14 protein-coding genes are annotated in these 15,892 nt (G+C 54.6%); 10 read left to right on the top strand and 4 right to left on the bottom strand.

Translation table 11 applies throughout. The features are described from left to right. The first annotated feature begins 596 nt into the window (after positions 1 to 596). The 8 genes from ABIE64_RS06940 to deoA all read left to right on the top strand — a co-directional run bounded on the left by ABIE64_RS06940 (position 597) and on the right by deoA (position 8,551). Entirely contained in the window at positions 597 to 1,592 is a 996-nt protein-coding gene (locus ABIE64_RS06940; RefSeq protein ID WP_037987537.1) for a BMP family lipoprotein, read from the top strand. 49 nt (positions 1,593 to 1,641) lie between these two features. Next, positions 1,642 to 3,216: an ABC transporter ATP-binding protein gene (locus ABIE64_RS06935; RefSeq protein WP_354377172.1), complete on the top strand. Its 1,575-nt coding sequence runs from the start codon at positions 1,642 to 1,644 to the stop codon at positions 3,214 to 3,216. Then, the gene (locus ABIE64_RS06930; protein WP_354376965.1) at positions 3,213 to 4,331 is read left to right on the top strand and encodes an ABC transporter permease; all 1,119 of its coding nucleotides are present in this window, start codon (positions 3,213 to 3,215) and stop codon (positions 4,329 to 4,331) included. The genes ABIE64_RS06935 and ABIE64_RS06930 overlap by 4 nt, the downstream gene beginning before the upstream one ends. Next, a complete protein-coding gene (locus ABIE64_RS06925) occupies positions 4,331 to 5,302 on the top strand; it encodes an ABC transporter permease (RefSeq protein WP_354376964.1) in 972 nt (323 codons plus the stop codon). The genes ABIE64_RS06930 and ABIE64_RS06925 overlap by 1 nt, the downstream gene beginning before the upstream one ends. Before the next feature lie 163 nt (positions 5,303 to 5,465). Continuing rightward, entirely contained in the window at positions 5,466 to 5,903 is a 438-nt protein-coding gene (locus ABIE64_RS06920; RefSeq protein WP_354376963.1) for a BMP family lipoprotein, read from the top strand. Positions 5,904 to 5,929: 26 nt separating this feature from the next. After that, positions 5,930 to 6,349 (top strand): cytidine deaminase, encoded by a 420-nt coding sequence (cdd, locus tag ABIE64_RS06915; RefSeq protein ID WP_037987534.1) that lies wholly within the window; start codon positions 5,930 to 5,932, stop codon positions 6,347 to 6,349. Further along, positions 6,346 to 7,152: a purine-nucleoside phosphorylase gene (locus tag ABIE64_RS06910; protein ID WP_037987533.1), complete on the top strand. Its 807-nt coding sequence runs from the start codon at positions 6,346 to 6,348 to the stop codon at positions 7,150 to 7,152. Before cdd ends, ABIE64_RS06910 begins: the two co-directional genes overlap by 4 nt. A 58-nt stretch (positions 7,153 to 7,210) precedes the next feature. Next, on the top strand, positions 7,211 to 8,551 hold the full coding sequence (gene deoA, locus ABIE64_RS06905) for a thymidine phosphorylase (RefSeq protein WP_354376962.1): 1,341 nt from the start codon (positions 7,211 to 7,213) through the stop codon (positions 8,549 to 8,551). An 81-nt stretch (positions 8,552 to 8,632) separates the two neighbouring features. On the opposite strand, the gene ABIE64_RS06900 is transcribed toward deoA, so the two are convergent. Beyond that, complete coding sequence (locus ABIE64_RS06900; RefSeq protein ID WP_354376961.1) at positions 8,633 to 10,264, bottom strand: GMC family oxidoreductase; 1,632 nt, start codon at positions 10,262 to 10,264, stop codon at positions 8,633 to 8,635. Between the two features lie 293 nt (positions 10,265 to 10,557). On the opposite strand from ABIE64_RS06900, the gene ABIE64_RS06895 reads away from it, so the two are divergent. Both ABIE64_RS06895 and ABIE64_RS06890 read left to right on the top strand, forming a co-directional pair. Next, positions 10,558 to 12,117, top strand: a complete 1,560-nt coding sequence (locus tag ABIE64_RS06895) for an SLC13 family permease (RefSeq protein ID WP_354376960.1) — start codon at positions 10,558 to 10,560, stop codon at positions 12,115 to 12,117. A gap of 106 nt (positions 12,118 to 12,223) precedes the next feature. Continuing rightward, positions 12,224 to 12,988 carry a DeoR/GlpR family DNA-binding transcription regulator gene (locus ABIE64_RS06890; RefSeq protein ID WP_037987529.1) on the top strand — a complete coding sequence of 255 codons (765 nt, stop codon included), beginning with the start codon at positions 12,224 to 12,226 and terminating at the stop codon, positions 12,986 to 12,988. A 20-nt stretch (positions 12,989 to 13,008) separates the two neighbouring features. Here ABIE64_RS06890 and ABIE64_RS06885 read toward each other — a convergent pair whose 3' ends face one another. From ABIE64_RS06885 to ABIE64_RS06875, 3 genes are all read right to left on the bottom strand, one after another. Beyond that, on the bottom strand, positions 13,009 to 13,833 hold the full coding sequence (locus tag ABIE64_RS06885) for an ABC transporter ATP-binding protein (protein ID WP_071240092.1): 825 nt from the start codon (positions 13,831 to 13,833) through the stop codon (positions 13,009 to 13,011). Positions 13,834 to 13,980: 147 nt separating this feature from the next. Further along, positions 13,981 to 14,769, bottom strand: a complete 789-nt coding sequence (locus ABIE64_RS06880; RefSeq protein WP_037987528.1) for an amino acid ABC transporter ATP-binding protein — start codon at positions 14,767 to 14,769, stop codon at positions 13,981 to 13,983. 18 nt (positions 14,770 to 14,787) lie between these two features. Then, positions 14,788 to 15,891 (bottom strand): amino acid ABC transporter permease, encoded by a 1,104-nt coding sequence (locus ABIE64_RS06875; protein ID WP_354376959.1) that lies wholly within the window; start codon positions 15,889 to 15,891, stop codon positions 14,788 to 14,790. Position 15,892: the final 1 nt, after the last annotated feature.

Below are 15,892 nucleotides of genomic sequence, written 5' to 3'. Positions count from 1 at the left end.
ATCTCCGAACAAGCCGTTGCACCGGCATCCCTCGACCCGGTGTGGCATGAAAAGTCAAATCCCTGAACGCACGCGATCCTAGCATTAAAATTCCGGCGGGGGTACGCCCGGTTGATGACGTGACGGTTAAATTGTCGATCTGAATTTGTCTGGGCGGGGCGTTGTATTTTCATTTCAATGCAGAATCGGACGGCGCCGTTTTCGGGGCAGTAGGCCGAATTGTAGAAATGGCGCGCGGTGCAATTATGAAATTCTTTAAGAAATAGTATCGGCAGCGGCTAAAATGTCAGCGTTTGCTAATGCGGTAAAAACTAAGGGAAACCCCGCAGATAGACGCCAAAATGACAAGCTGGGGTAGAATGAATTCTGACCGAATGGACAGGTTTTGTGTCAATGGTCCGTGCTCTGCTATTTACAGAGTACCGTATTTTGTAGTTACCATAGGCGTTCTGTAGCAGATACGCACAAGAGGCACCGGTATCCGGGGCAAAAAAAAGCGGTGCTGCTGCATGAAACACTTTTTCGATGAGGGAGTCCTGCCGGTTAAGGGCGCTGGCGGGATATAAAAGAGAATCAAGCAATAGAAGGGCATCGGAATGAAAAAGCTTCTGACCTCCATGGTCGCGGCTGTTGCATGCTATGCAGGTGTAGCGAGCGCAGCAGAAATCAAACCGGCAGTCGTTTACGACATGGGTGGCCGTTTTGACCGTTCGTTTAACCAGGGCGCATATAACGGTGCCGAAAAATACAAGGCCGACAAAGGCGTCGAGTATCGCGATTTCGAGATCCAGAACGATTCGCAGCGCGAACAGGCAATGCGCAACTTTGCACGCCGTGGCATGAACCCGATTGTTGCAATCGGCTTCTCGCAGGCGTCCGCCCTTGAGAAAGTTGCAACCGAATTTCCCGACACCAAGTTCACGATCGTTGATATGGTTGTTGACCTGCCGAACGTTCAGTCGGTGGTTTTCAAGGAACATGAAGGTTCGTTCCTGGTTGGTGTTCTGGCAGCCATGGCATCGGAAACCGGCAAGGTCGGCTTCATCGGTGGCATGGACATTCCGCTGATCCGCAAATTTGCCTGCGGTTATGCACAGGGCGTTAAACACGCCAATGGCGATGCCGAAGTTTTCCAGAACATGACCGGCACCACCGGTGCGGCTTGGAATGACCCGGTTAAAGGTGGTGAGCTTGCGAAATCGCAGTTCGACCGGGGGGCTGACGTTGTCTATCACGCAGCAGGCGGCACCGGTGTCGGTGTTCTGCAGGCTGCAGCGGATGCCGGCAAACTTGGCATTGGTGTTGACTCCAACCAGAATGCCCTGCATCCGGGTTCGGTTCTGACCTCAATGCTCAAACGTGTTGACGTTGCTGTTTACGAAGCGTTCGACGCGGCAGCCAACGATACATGGAAGCCGGGCGTCACCGTTCTTGGTCTTGCAGAAGGCGGCGTTGACTGGGCTCTTGACGAGAACAACGAAAAGCTTATCACCGACGACATGAAAGCGGCTGTGGCCAAAGCCAAGGAAGAAATCATTTCCGGCAACCTTGAAGTCCACGATTACATGAGCGACAGCGCCTGCCCGATGTAAGGCAGGACGAACAAACCGGGGATTTGTAGTGTCGGATACGATGCATCAAATGCACGGCGCCGGGGAGACCGGTGCCGTGCAACCCGCTATTGAACTGCGCGGTATAGACAAGCGGTTCGGTGCGGTACACGCGAATAAATCAATCGATCTGAAAGTCGAAAAGGGTACGATTCACGGCATCGTCGGGGAAAACGGTGCAGGGAAATCGACCTTGATGAGTATTCTGTACGGTTTTTATCAGGCTGATGCGGGCACCATCCATGTCGATGGCAGGCTTTGCGATATAAAGGGATCCGAAGACGCCATTGCGGTCGGGATCGGCATGGTTCATCAGCACTTCATGCTGGTTGAGCCCTTTACGGTTCTTGAAAACGTTATTCTGGGTGTCGAGGGTGGGGCGATCCTGCGCGAGGGCGTTGATAAAGCCCGCGGGGAGCTTAAACGTCTGGAGCGTGAATATGCGCTCGACGTTAATCCCGATGCGATTGTGGGTGATCTGTCTGTTGGCTTGCAGCAGCGCGTTGAAATTCTGAAAGCCCTTTATCGGGGGGCCGAAATTCTAATTTTGGACGAGCCGACCGGGGTTCTGACCCCGCAGGAAGCCGATCATCTGTTCCGCATTCTTGAAACCCTGAAACAGCAGGGTAAAACGGTTGTTCTGATCACGCATAAACTGCGCGAAATCATGGCGGCAACGGACAATGTTTCCGTGATGCGCCAGGGTGAAATGGTGGCCCATCGCAAAACGGCCGAAACCAGCCCCGAAGAACTTTCCGAACTGATGGTCGGCCGCAAGGTGCTTTTGCGCCTTGAAAAGGGTGAAGCCGCACCGGCGGAAACTGTTCTTGAGGTTGATAATCTGTGTCTTGAAACATCGCAGGGTGTGCGCAAGGTCAAGAATGCCAGCTTTAAGGTGCGCGCCGGCGAAATCGTCGGTATTGCCGGGGTTTCCGGCAACGGGCAAAGCGAACTTCTTGAAGCGCTTGGCGGGATCCGTGCCGTAACCGAGGGACAGGTCCTGTTGAACGGGCAGGATGTGACACCGGGGCGTGGTGTTGATGCTGCCGAGCTGCGTAAACGCGGTGTGGCCCATGTGCCGGAAGACCGCCATCGTATGGCAATGGTGACGTCATTTTCGGCCAAGGAAGCCGCCATTCTGGGGTATGAGGATGACGCTGCCTATCAGAAGGGGCTTTTCCTGAACTGGCATGCGATTTCCGATGCGACGAAGCATCTGATGTCAGAATTCGATGTGCGACCGAATGATCCCGATCTGAAAGCAGCCAATTTTTCCGGCGGCAACCAGCAGAAGCTGGTTCTGGCGCGTGAAATTATGCGCGATCCAGAGCTTCTTCTGGTCGGACAGCCGACGCGCGGTGTCGATATCGGTGCCATCGAATTCATTCACAAACGTATTGTTGCGATGCGTGACGCTGGCAAGGCCGTTTTGCTGGTATCCGTCGAACTGGACGAAATCATGTCTCTTGCCGACCGCATACTGGTGATGTGTGATGGAGCCATCATCGGCGAAGTTTGTGCTGCTGATGCCAATGAACGGGTGCTTGGCCTGATGATGGCCGGGGTTGATCCCCATGAAGCCAAAGCTGCGGAGGGGCAGGCATGAGTGACAGTGTTCAACTGCCGCGCTGGATTGATGTCGGCGCGTTGCCGCTGCTTAATCTTTTGCTGGCACTCGTTGTTTCGGGGCTTGTTGTTCTGGCGATTGGTGAAAGTCCGACGAAAGTCGTTGAAATCCTGCTTTATGGTGCGTTCGGCTATGAAGAGGCGTGGGGTTATACGCTTTATTACACCACCAACTTCATTTTTACCGGTCTGGCTTTTGCGGTGGCATTCCATTGCGGTCTGTTCAATATCGGTGCCGAAGGCCAGGCATATGTCGGGGGGCTTGGTGTTATTCTGGCGACCCTTTACCTTGATTTCCTGCCATTCCCGATCATGCTGATCGTTGCAGTTCTGGCCGCGGCAGTTTTCGGTGCGGCGTGGTCCTATATACCTGCTTATTTGCAGGCACGTCGCGGGTCGCATGTCGTGATTACCACGATCATGTTCAATTTCATTGCGTCGTCGCTGATGGTTTATCTTCTGGTCAATGTTCTGCGCCCGCAAGGGTCCATGACCCCGGAAAGCGAACAGATCGCTGAACATCTGCGTTTACCGTTCATTCATGACATCGCCGCGGGCCTTGGTCTGGAGATGGCAAGCAGCCCGCTGAACCTGTCGTTTGTTTATGCGCTTGTCTGCAGTATTTTGGTCTGGCTGTTCATCTGGCATACAAGATGGGGTTATGCGATCCGCACTGTGGGGGCCAATGCGGTGGCCGCGACCTATGCCGGGATCGAGCCGGGGCGATATATCATCATGGCGATGATGATTTCAGGTGCGCTTTCGGCCTTCATGGCGCTTAACGAAGTAATGGGTGTTCAGCACCGGTTACTGATCGATTTTACGGCCGGTTACGGCTTTGTCGGGATTGCGGTTGCCCTGATGGGGCGCAATCATCCGTTTGGTATTTTCCTGGCGGCGTTGCTGTTTGGGATGCTGTATCAGGGCGGGGCGGAGCTCAGCTTTGAAATCCCGACGATTTCGAACGATATGGTCGTGGTTATTCAGGGGCTTGTGATCCTGTTTACCGGTGCGATGGAACATATGTTCCGTCCGCGCGTGACCCGGATTTATACAGCGTGGCATTTGCGCCGCCGTGCGCAGGAGGCCGCATAATGGATAATTTTGAACTGGTTATCCTGCTTCTGGATGCGACACTTCGGACATCGACCCCGCTTATTCTTGCCGCACTGGCCGGGATGTTTTCGGAACGGTCGGGTACGATCAACCTGGCACTTGAAGGCATGATGCTGGGCGGGGCGTTTTCGGCTGCTGCCGTGGCTTATTATGTCGGAAATCCCTGGGCCGGGTTGCTGGCGGCAATCGCAACGACGATCTGCCTTTCGCTTCTGCATGGTTTTGCCTGCATCACGCATAAGGGCAATCAGGTCGTTTCGGGCATGGCGATCAATATCCTGATGTCGGGCCTGACGGCACTTGTCGGGATTGCGCTGTTTGCGCAAGGCGGCAAGACGCCGTCGCTTGATCATGCTTCCCGGTTCCAGCCGATTACCTTGCCTGGCGCGGATACCGTTGCCGATGTCCCGGTTCTGGGATCCATATATTCGGAATTGCTGAGCGGTCATAACATTCTTGTTTATGTCGCGTTTCTGGCAGTACCAGCCGCGTGGTGGGTGATGTATCGCACCCGTTTCGGTTTGCGTCTGCGCGCGGTTGGTGAAAACCCGGGGGCCGTTGATACCGCCGGTATCGGCGTGGTTGGCATGCGTTATCGCGCGGTGATCTGCAGTGGCGTTCTTGTCGGCATGTCGGGGGCGTATCTTTCAACCGCGCAAGGTGCATCCTTCCTGCAGGATATGACGGCGGGCAAGGGCTATATTGCATTGGCCGCGATGGTATTTGGTAAATGGCGGCCTTTCCCGGCACTGTTTGCGTGCCTGCTGTTTGGTTTCCTTGATGCCGCAGCAACCCGCATGCAGGGTGTTATCCTGCCGGGAATCGGCGAGGTGCCGGTGCAATTGGTGCAGGCATTGCCCTATGTTCTGACGGTGATCCTGCTGGCGGGCTTTATTGGCCGCGCCACGCCGCCAAAATCGCTTGGTCGTCCGTATGTGAAGGAACGCTGATCGCGCTGCGATCAGCTTTCTGGTTTGGCATATCTGGCAAACGAGGCTGTGATGAATTGCAAACAGGTCTTTTTCATCATTGCCTTTCTAGCTGTTTCGCTGCCTGCCAAGGTTTGTGCCGTGCAGGCCGCCGAAATTACGCCGACAGTTGTTTATTCGACCAGTGCAGCGAGGAACGACCACGACCCGTGGCGCCGAACTGGCAACCACACAGATCGGTCTTGGTGCGGATTTTGTTTTGCAGCTGGTCGGTGGCACGGGAATTGGCATTTTGCAGGTAACAGCGGATGCCGGAAAGCTTGGGATTGTATCGGATGCAAACCAGAACGGACTGCATTCGGAATCGGTTCTGACATCGATGGTCAAGCATGTCGAGGGCGCCGTTTTCGAGGCATTAGCGGCGGCACTAGATGGGGACTGGAAACCGGGTATTCTCAGTCTTGGCCTTGCCGAAGAAAGGGTTGACTGGACGTTAGACGATTTTAACAGGGACCTGATCACGCCTGCGATGAAGGATGCGGCAGATGCGGCGCGCAACGACATCATCAACGGCAGGATTACGATTCACGACTATATGCAGAATGGAACCTGCCCGCGATAAGCGGCAGGAAAAACAGGATAAGACATATGACATTGCAAACTGTAGCCGACGCCCCGCGCGATTTGATTGACGCGGCACTTGCCGCGCGCGACAAGGCATATGCGCCATATTCGAAATTCCACGTCGGCGCAGCCCTTCGGACGGAGCGCGGGCAGATCATTGCCGGATGCAATGTTGAAAACGCGGCCTATCCCGAAGGTGTTTGTGCCGAGGCTGGGGCAATTTCGGCGATGGTTCTGTCGGGTGAAACCAAGTTTGACGAAATCGTCGTTGTGGGGCTGGGGGATGTTGCCTGTACGCCATGTGGCGGGTGTCGTCAGAAAATCCGAGAATTCACCGGATCGGATGCAACGATTTATATCATCAATGATGCTGGCAAAACGCTTCTGACCCTGACGCGTGAAGAACTTATTCCCCATTCCTTCGGGCCGGAGAATTTGAAATGAGCAACGTCAAAACCGCATTGGACATCATTGCCGCCAAGGCACCGGGCTTTAAGGCCGAGGTCGCACTTGTTCTTGGCAGTGGGCTGGGGGGCGTTGTTGACGCCGTCAGTGATGCAATCAAAATTTCCTATACCGACCTGCCGGGATTTCCCAAGCCGACGGTAGTGGGCCACGGCGGGCAACTGGTTCTGGGCCGTATCGCGGGCGTTTCCGTTGCCGTCATGCAGGGTCGGGCGCATTATTATGAACATGGCCGTTCGGATTTGATGAGCGAGCCGCTTGAAACATTGCGTGAATTGGGGGCAGAGCGGCTTATCCTCACCAATGCGGCAGGATCGCTTATCCCCGAGGCATCACCGGGGAACCTGATGCTGATTACGGATCATATCAGCCTGTTTGGGCCCAATCCGTTGATCGGATATCATGGCAATGATCGTTTTGTCGGAATGGATGTGCCTTATGATCCTGAAATCGGATCGGGCTTGAAAAATACTGCGGCGGAGCTTGGCATTAATCTGTTTGAAGGCACTTATTGCTGGTGCACCGGGCCGAGTTTCGAAACGCCGGCCGAAATTCGCGCGCTTAAGGTTCTGGGGGCGGATGCGGTGGGCATGTCGACGGTGCCGGAAAACATTCTTGCCCGGCGTCTGGGATTCCGGGTGGCGGCTGTTTCAAACATCACCAATCTGGCCGCGGGTATGAGCCCGACCGCCCTTAGTCATGAACAGACCCTTGAAATGGCAAAAGAAGGATCTGCCAATTTAATCAAAATACTGCTGCGTTATTTTTCAAGTGATGCATGAAGATGTTTTGATCGGGTTTGGAAACGTAATTCAATAATAAGCGCGCAGGAGACAGCATATGCTGCCGCAGGAAATCATTCGCCGGAAACGTGAAGGCGAAGTTCTGACAGACGCCGAAATCGCCTTTTTCGTCAAAGGCATTGCGGATGAAAGCATAAGCGAGGGGCAGGTTGCAGCCCTTGCCATGGCGGTATTCTTTAACGGCATGACCATGGATGAACGCGCAGCCCTTACACGCAATATGCGTGATTCTGGGACCGTTCTTGATTGGAAGGCGCTTGGCCTTGATGGGCCGGTTGTGGACAAGCATTCGACCGGTGGTGTTGGCGACAAGGTCAGTTTGATGCTGGGGCCGATTGTTGGCGCGTGCGGTGCATTTGTTCCGATGATTTCGGGACGCGGATTGGGCCATACGGGCGGGACGCTGGACAAATTTGATTCCATTCCCGGCTATCGCACCGCGCCGACCCTGGATGAATTTGCCAAGGTCACCCGTGAAGTCGGTTGCGCCATCATCGGGCAGACCGCGGATCTTGCCCCTGCGGACAAGCGTTTCTATGGCATTCGTGATGTTACCGCGACGGTGGAAAGCATTCCGTTGATTACAGCATCGATCCTGTCGAAAAAACTGGCGGCGGGTCTGGATGCGCTGGTGATGGATGTCAAATTCGGATCGGGTGCGTTCATGAATGAATATGATCGTGCGCGCGAACTGGCCGAAAGCATCACCGAAGTCGCAACCCGCAATGGTGTACCGACAACGGCCCTTTTGACCGATATGGAGCAGGTTCTGGGCGATACGGTCGGTAACGCGCTTGAAATGCACGAAGCGGTTGATTTCCTGACGGGCAAACATCAGGAACAGCGTGTTTATGATGTCACGATGGCGTTGGCAGCGGAAATGCTGGCACTGACCGGTGTTGCAACCGATGTTGCCGATGGGCTGCAAAAAGCCAGCGACGCCCTGACATCGGGCAAGGCTGCCGAGGTGTTTGGTAAAATGGTGTCGGCCCTTGGCGGACCGGTCGATTTTGTTGAAAACACATCGGCCCATCTTGAGATGGCACCGATGATCAAGCCGGTACGTGCCGCAAAGACCGGGCGGGTGGTATCAATGGATGCGCGCAAGGTGGGGCTTGCGCTGGTTGCGTTGAAAGGTGGCCGGACGCGTGCCGATCAGAAGATCGACTTTGCTGTCGGCTTTACCGATTTCATCAAGGTCGGACAGGCGGTTTCAGCCGAAACGCCGCTTTGTAACGCTCATGTCCGTGATCAGGTACAGCTTGACGAAGCGACTACCCTTTTGCGCGAGGCAATAGTCATTGGCGATGGCGAGGTCGCCAGAACCGGTTCAGCCGCCGCAGTCCGCGAACGGATCGTTGCCCGCGCCAAAGGGTGATCAGGGCCTGATACACGGAGACTGAAAATGCAAAGGGCCAGACAGGGTGACTGTCCGGCCCTTTTTGTTTGGTCTTTGAGGCTAGTTGCGTGCGCTTTCCATGATCATGGCGGCGGCTTTTTCCGCGATCATGATGGTCGGTGAATTGGTGTTGCCCGATGTAATGGTGGGCATGATTGAGGCATCCGCAATCCGAAGCCCGTCAAGCCCGCGCAGGCGCAATTGCGGGTCAACCACCGATGCCGGGTCCGCACCCATGCGACATGTGCCCACAGGGTGGAAAATTGTCGTGCCGATATTGCCCGCGGCTTTGACCAGATCATCCTCTGTCTCGTATGACGGGCCAGGTTTGAATTCTTCGGGTCGGTACGGGGCAAGTGCGGGCTGATTGGCAATTTTGCGGGTCAGCCGGATTGAGTCTGCCGCAACCTTTTTATCGGCATCCGCGCTCAGGTAATTGGGGGCGATGGCCGGTTGATTGCGGAAATCGGGTGATTTCAGATGGATGCTACCGCGACTTTGTGGCCGCAGGTTACAGACACTTGCCGTAAAGGCCGGGAAGGGATGGACAGGATCACCGAACTTTTCAAGCGACAGCGGCTGCACATGATATTGCAGGTTTGCCGTTTCGAATGATGCATCGGATTTGGTGAAGATGCCAAGCTGGCTTGGGGCCATCGACATCGGCCCTGATTGATTAAACAGGTATTCCAGCGCGATCCCGGCCTTGCCGACAAGGTTGCTGGCCTGTTCGTTCAAGGTCCGAATGCCATAGACCTTGAAGGCGCAGCGCAGTTGCAGGTGGTCCTGAAGGTTTTCACCGACCTGTGCGCTTTCATGGATAGTCTGGATGCCATGTTTTTGCAAAACATCGCCGCGACCAATACCCGACAATTCCAGAATATGTGGCGATCCGACGGCACCGGCCGACAGAACGATTTCACGACGTGCCGTGACGGTTTCAACCTGACCATTGCGGTCATATTCAACGCCCGTGACGCGACCGTTTTCAATGATCAGGCGACGAACTTGCGCATGCGTGCGCAGTTCCAGGTTCTTGCGCGACAGGGCAGGTTTCAGAAATGCCTTTGAGGTATTCCAGCGAATGCCGCGTTTCTGGTTGACGGCGAAATAGCCCGACCCTTCGTTATTGCCGCGGTTGAAGTCGGCGATCTTCGGGATGCCTGCCTGTTCGGCGGCATCCTGAAACGCATCAAGGATTTCCCAGCGTACGCGCGCCTGTTCAACCCGCCATTCGCCGCCTGACCCGTGCATATCATCTGAGCCGAGATAGTAATCTTCGGATTTTATGAAATGCGGCAAGACATCATCCCAGCCCCAATCGTTACATCCAGATTGCCGCCAGTGATCATAATCGGCAGCCTGACCACGCATATAGATCATGCCGTTGATCGACGAACATCCGCCCAGAACCTTGCCGCGCGGATATCCCAGTGATCGGCCATTCAGGCCGTTCTCTGCCTCGGTTTTGAAGCACCAGTCGACATTCGGATTGCCAATGCAATAAAGGTAACCCACGGGAATATGAATCCATGGATTGGTATCCTTGCCGCCGGCCTCTAGCAGAAGAATGCTGGCATCGCCCATTTCCGAGAGGCGATTGGCCAATGTGCATCCGGCAGAACCGGCGCCAATGATAATGTAATCGAAGCTATCCAATGATCGAACTCCGTTGCGTGACGCGGGGATCATTCCGGACAGGGTAAGGTCGTGTGATCATGTTTTCTATCCTCCCAGTGGTATCGTTGTTTTGGCAGCACAATTGGCTGCATTTGATTTTGGTTGTAACGCTATCATTGATCGCCGGGATCGGAAATATAATCGATGGTGGGATGCGTTCCGCGATACGGAAAACTCCGAAAGTAATTGAAAATTGGAATAATTATATAAAAATCAAACTGTTGCGAAGAGATTGTGATGTCGTAAGTTGATGGCATATCACAGCGTTTCACAGCACATATGCTGCCTTATGGCCGGAGCATCCGATGATCCGATTTCCTCTGATTGACAGGCTTCCGATCTCGTCGACGGGTGCCAACCCAGCATCGCCCCGCCGACCCGGCGCATTACGGCGGCAGGCCGGGCTTTGGGGCGGGATGATCCTGTTTGTTGCCATGGTGCTGATGGAGCCACCAAGTGGTATGAGTTCGATTGCCTGGTACACGGCATCCCTTGCCGCCTTGATGGCCGTTTGGTGGTTGTCGGAAGCGATCCCGATAGCGGCAACAGCACTGGTGCCGGTCGCCCTGGCGCCGGTATTTGGTTTGGCATCGGTTGCACAGGTAACGCCGCACTATGCCAATCCCCTGCTATTCATGTTTTTGGGGGGATTCATCATTGCGATCGCCATGGAGCGCTGGAACCTGCATCGACGCATTGCGCTGATGATCCTGAAAAAGGTAGGGTTTAGGCCGCGTGCTCTTGTCGGGGGCTTCATAACCGCCACGGCATTCCTTTCGATGTGGGTCAGTAATACCGCAACCGCGACGATGATGTTGCCGATTGCGCTTTCGATTGTGAATTTGCTTCGCGACAATGAAACGGAACCGTCCAGAGGCATTGAGGACGACGATGAAAGTGTGACGGAAAAGCTTGCTCCGCTGACGCGCAATTTTGCGCTGGCGCTTCTATTCGGGATTGCCTTTGGTGCGAGCGTCGGCGGGATCGGGACCCTGATCGGGACGCCGCCGAATGCGTTGCTTGCCGGTTATCTTGCCAGTAATTTTGATGTCAACATCGGGTTCGGGCAATGGATGATGTTGGGGGTTCCGTTTGCTGCGGTCCTTTTGCTGTTTTGCTGGTGGATACTGACATCTGTTGTCTATCCGCATGCGGATGATCTTCCGGAAAATGCACGACATGCTTTGGCGCGTGATATTGCCGCACTGGGACCGATGTCACGCGGGGAGAAGTCGGTTGCCATCGTCTTTGTGACGACGGCCTGCCTGTGGCTTTTCCGACCGCTGATCGAGGTGGCTTTGCCCGATGTCCCGATCAGCGATGCATCAATTGCGATGTTTGCTGCGATTGCCTTGTTTGCGATCCCGGTCAAGGCACGTGAAAATCTTTATGTCCTGGATTGGAAGGCGACATTGCGGTTGCCTTGGGGCGTTTTGCTTTTGGTTGGCGGCGGACTGGCGTTAGGGGCGTTGATCAATGACAGCGGCCTTGCGGCCTGGATTGCCGGAAATGCCGGTGCTTTACCAGACCTGCCGGTGTTCGTGCAGATCGGTCTGATTGCCTTGATGGTGATCCTGATCAGCCATCTGACATCCAATACGGCGACGGCTGCAACCTTTTTGCCTCTGGTGGCAACTTATGCGTTGGGCGAGGGCATCGACCCGCTATTGCTTGCCGTGCCGGTGGCGATTGCCGCGAGCTGTGCCTTCATGTTGCCGGTGGCAACGCCCCCGAATGCTATTGTTTTTGCCAGCGGCTATCTGAAAATTGGCGATATGGTTCGCGCCGGTGCGGTTGTGAACCTTGCCGGGCTTGCTCTGCTGGTGGTGTTTTCCATGATTCTGGTGCCCATTCTGTTTAAATAACAACTTCTTTGTGCGCAGGGCTTGCATTGCCGTTAATTAGAAAGCATTTTGATCGGTAACGAAAATTAACAATCAAAGACGAAAATTCAGGGCGGAAGGAAACAATATGGGCAAGCTTGATCGGCGGCGTCGCGAAATTCTTGAACTGGTCGCGGCGAACAGTTTCATGACGATTGACACATTGGCCGATCATTTTGCCGTTACCCCCCAGACCATTCGACGTGATATCAACGAGATGGCCGAAGAAGGGCTTGTTGCGCGTTATCATGGCGGGGCGGCCAGCCTTTCGACCACGGAAAACACGGCATATACTGATCGTCAGGTTCTTAACCTTGGCAGCAAGCGCGAGATTGCCAAGCTGGTGGCGCAGCATATCCCCGAAGGGGCGTCGATATTCATCAATATTGGCACCACGAATGAAGAGGTTGCGCGCGCGTTATCGTCACACAAGAGCCTGAAAATCATCACCAATAACCTGCATGTCGCCCAGATTTGTGCCGCCAACCCGGGCTTTGAGGTGATTATTGCCGGTGGCGTTGTTCGTCAGCGTGACTTTGGCGTGATTGGTGAGGCGACCATCGATTTTATCAACCAGTTCAAGGTGGATTACGCGATTGTCGGGATTTCCGGCGTTGACGAAGATGGTAGTCTGATGGATTTCGACTATCGCGAAGTCCGGGTGGCGCGTGCGATCATTTCCAATGCCCGCCAGACGTTCCTGTGTACCGATGCATCGAAATTCGGGCGTCGCGCGATGGTGCGGTTGGGGCATCTTTCGGAAATTGACGCCCTGTTTACCGACCGTCATCCCGGCCCGGTTTGGGCCGATGTCATCCGTGAAGCGGATTTGTCGGTTTATACCGCGAATTGACCGGCAACAACGATTTGCGATCAGGCAACCATATGGTCGCCGCGCTTGCCCATCCGCATGGTGATCGGACCTTGGGACGAACCATTGAGCATCTGGGTCAGATGTTCATTATGGGCGTCATTAATATCGTTTGTCGGACCCGACCAGTAAACTTTGCCCGCGTGCATCATCACAAGGTTAGCGTAACGCGTGCGTGCGATCTGCATATCATTGGTAATGGTAATGACGGTGGTACCGCGCTGGGTCGCGATCTTGCTGATCATCAGTTCGATATGGTTCGACAGAACCGGATCAAGACCTGCGGTCGGATTATCAAGCAGCAGAATTTCCGGATCGGTTGAAATGGCACGCGCAATGCCAACGCGCTTTTGCATGCCGCCGGAAAGATCACCCGGGGAAAGAAAGGCACTGTCTTCGGACAGGCCAACATGACCAAGCAGGTCCACTGCATGATCCTTGGCTTCTTTGCGGGTCATGGTTCCGCGCTCTATCTGGCGAAAACAGATATTTTCCCAAACCTTCATGCTGTCAAACAGGGCGTTTTGCTGAAACAGCATGCCAATCCGTTCGGCCCAATGTTTTCGCGCAGGCGAACTGACCTGGCTGACATCGTCACCGCCCAGCATGATCTTACCGCTGTCGGCTCCGTGAAGACCGACGATACATTTCAAAAGCACGCTTTTACCCGCCGCCGACGGGCCGATGATCGCCATGGTTTCACCCTTGCCGAGCGACAGGCTGACATCATCAAGCGCAGTATTCGGACCGAACTTTTTGGTCAGTGACTGAACCGTGATGAAGCCCGATGTTGACGCAGCGGTAGCAGGTGTGGAGGGCGTGGTCATGAAGATGTTTATCCATTGCTGTTTGCCCGCCGATCTTCGGCATTTGACGGGCAGGGGGCAAGCCCGAAATTTGCAAAAAAGAAAACGGCCCCGTTTCGGGGGGCCGTTTTCGGTACGCAATCTGTGGAAGTCCACCGGGCGTTTTGCCTAGTGAGACAGGATCTGGCTGAGAAACAGCTTGGTCCGTTCGCTTTTCGGGTTCGCAAAGAATTCCTGCGGTCCCGCCATTTCAACGATTTCACCGGCGTCCATGAACACGACGCGGTCGGCGACTTCTTTGGCGAAGCCCATTTCGTGGGTCACGCAAAGCATGGTCATGCCTTCCTTGGCGAGTTCGACCATAACGTCGAGCACTTCCTTGACCATTTCCGGGTCAAGGGCCGAAGTCGGTTCATCGAACAGCATGATTTTCGGCTGCATGCAGAGCGAGCGGGCGATTGCCACACGCTGTTGCTGACCGCCGGAAAGCTGGCCGGGGAATTTATGGGCCTGCTCTGCAATCCTGACACGTTCCAGATAGTGCATTGCTAGATCAATGGCTTCTTTCTTGGGCATTTTGCGAACCCAGATCGGGGCCAGCGTCAGGTTTTCCAGCACGGTCATGTGCGGGAAAAGGTTGAAGTGCTGGAACACCATGCAGACTTCGCGGCGCACGGCTTCGATGTTTTTGACATCGTCGCCAAGCAGAATGCCATCAACGGTGATTTCGCCGCTCTGATAGGTTTCAAGACGGTTGAGTGTACGGATCAGGGTCGATTTACCCGAACCGGACGGCCCGCAGATAACGATGCGCTCGCCCTTGCGGACATGCAGGTCGATATCCTTGAGAACATGGAAATTGCCATACCATTTGTTGGCCTTGCTGACGGTAATCACTTCCTCGTTCGACGGAGGAGGGACAACGCCATTGGTGGTTTGTGCTTCTGTAGCTGTCATTGTTTTTTTCCTCTCTCCTTACCGTTGCTCGCCCTTGCGGAGCTCTTTTTCAAGATAGGCCGAATATTTGGCCATGGAGAAACAGATCAGGAAGAAAATTGCCGAGGCGAAGGCATAACCCTCGACGTAGTATTTCGTCCATGCCGGGTCGCTGCGCAGTGCCAGCTTGACGGTGCCAAGGAAGTCGAACAGACCGATGATGACCACCAGTGTCGTATCCTTGAGCATCGAAATGAAGCTGTTCACGGTCGGCGGGATTACCAGACGCAAAGCCTGCGGCAGGATGATCAGGCGCATGGACTGCCAATAGGACAGGCCAAGGCTGTCGCCGGCTTCGAACTGGCCCCGCGGCACAGCCTGGAGACCGCCACGGAACACCTCGGCAAGATAGGCCGCGGTGAACAGAATGATACCGATTTGCGCGCGCAGCAGTTTGTCTATGGTCACACCGTCCGGAAGAAACAGCGGGAACATGACAGATGCCATGAACAGAACCGTAATCAGCGGCACACCACGGATCACTTCGATATAGACAACCGAGATCGTCTTGATCGCAGGCATATTCGACTGACGTCCCAGTGCCAGAAGCAAGCCCAGCGGGAAGGCAAAGATGATGCCGATAGCCGACAGGATCAGAGTCAGCGGAAGTCCGCCCCAATAGCTGTTCTGCACATAGGTCAGGCCAAGTGCACCGCCCCACATCAGGATGGCAATGATCGGAACTCCGATCACCCACATCGGGATGATTGCCTTGCGGAAGGAAGGATATTTAACCCCGCCAAGGCTGAAGCAAATGATGCCCATCAGGACAATCATTGCCAAAAGCGGACGCCATTGTTCGTCGTACGGATAGGTTCCAAACAGAATGAGACGCAAGTTGGCGTTTACAAAGCCCCAGCATGCGCCGGTGACTTCGGCACAACCTTCGATGGAGGGCGTCAGCGTTGCATTGAGGATCCCCCAGTTCACGAGTGGCGGAATAAGCCACACAAGAAATGCGATGGAGCCTAGTGTCAGGAGGGTGTTGAACCAACCGTCAAACAGGTTCTTTTTTGACCATGTAACTGCACGGGCAGAAAAAGTGCCTGTAGGAAGCGGAGGTAATTTTGCCTTATCTGCCATC

It is taken from the genome of Thalassospira sp. MBR-102 (genome assembly GCF_040549275.1).
GTDB lineage: Bacteria > Pseudomonadota > Alphaproteobacteria > Rhodospirillales > Thalassospiraceae > Thalassospira > Thalassospira xiamenensis.
Note: the sequence above shows the minus strand (reverse complement) of the source record. Positions and strands in the feature narration are given on the sequence as shown.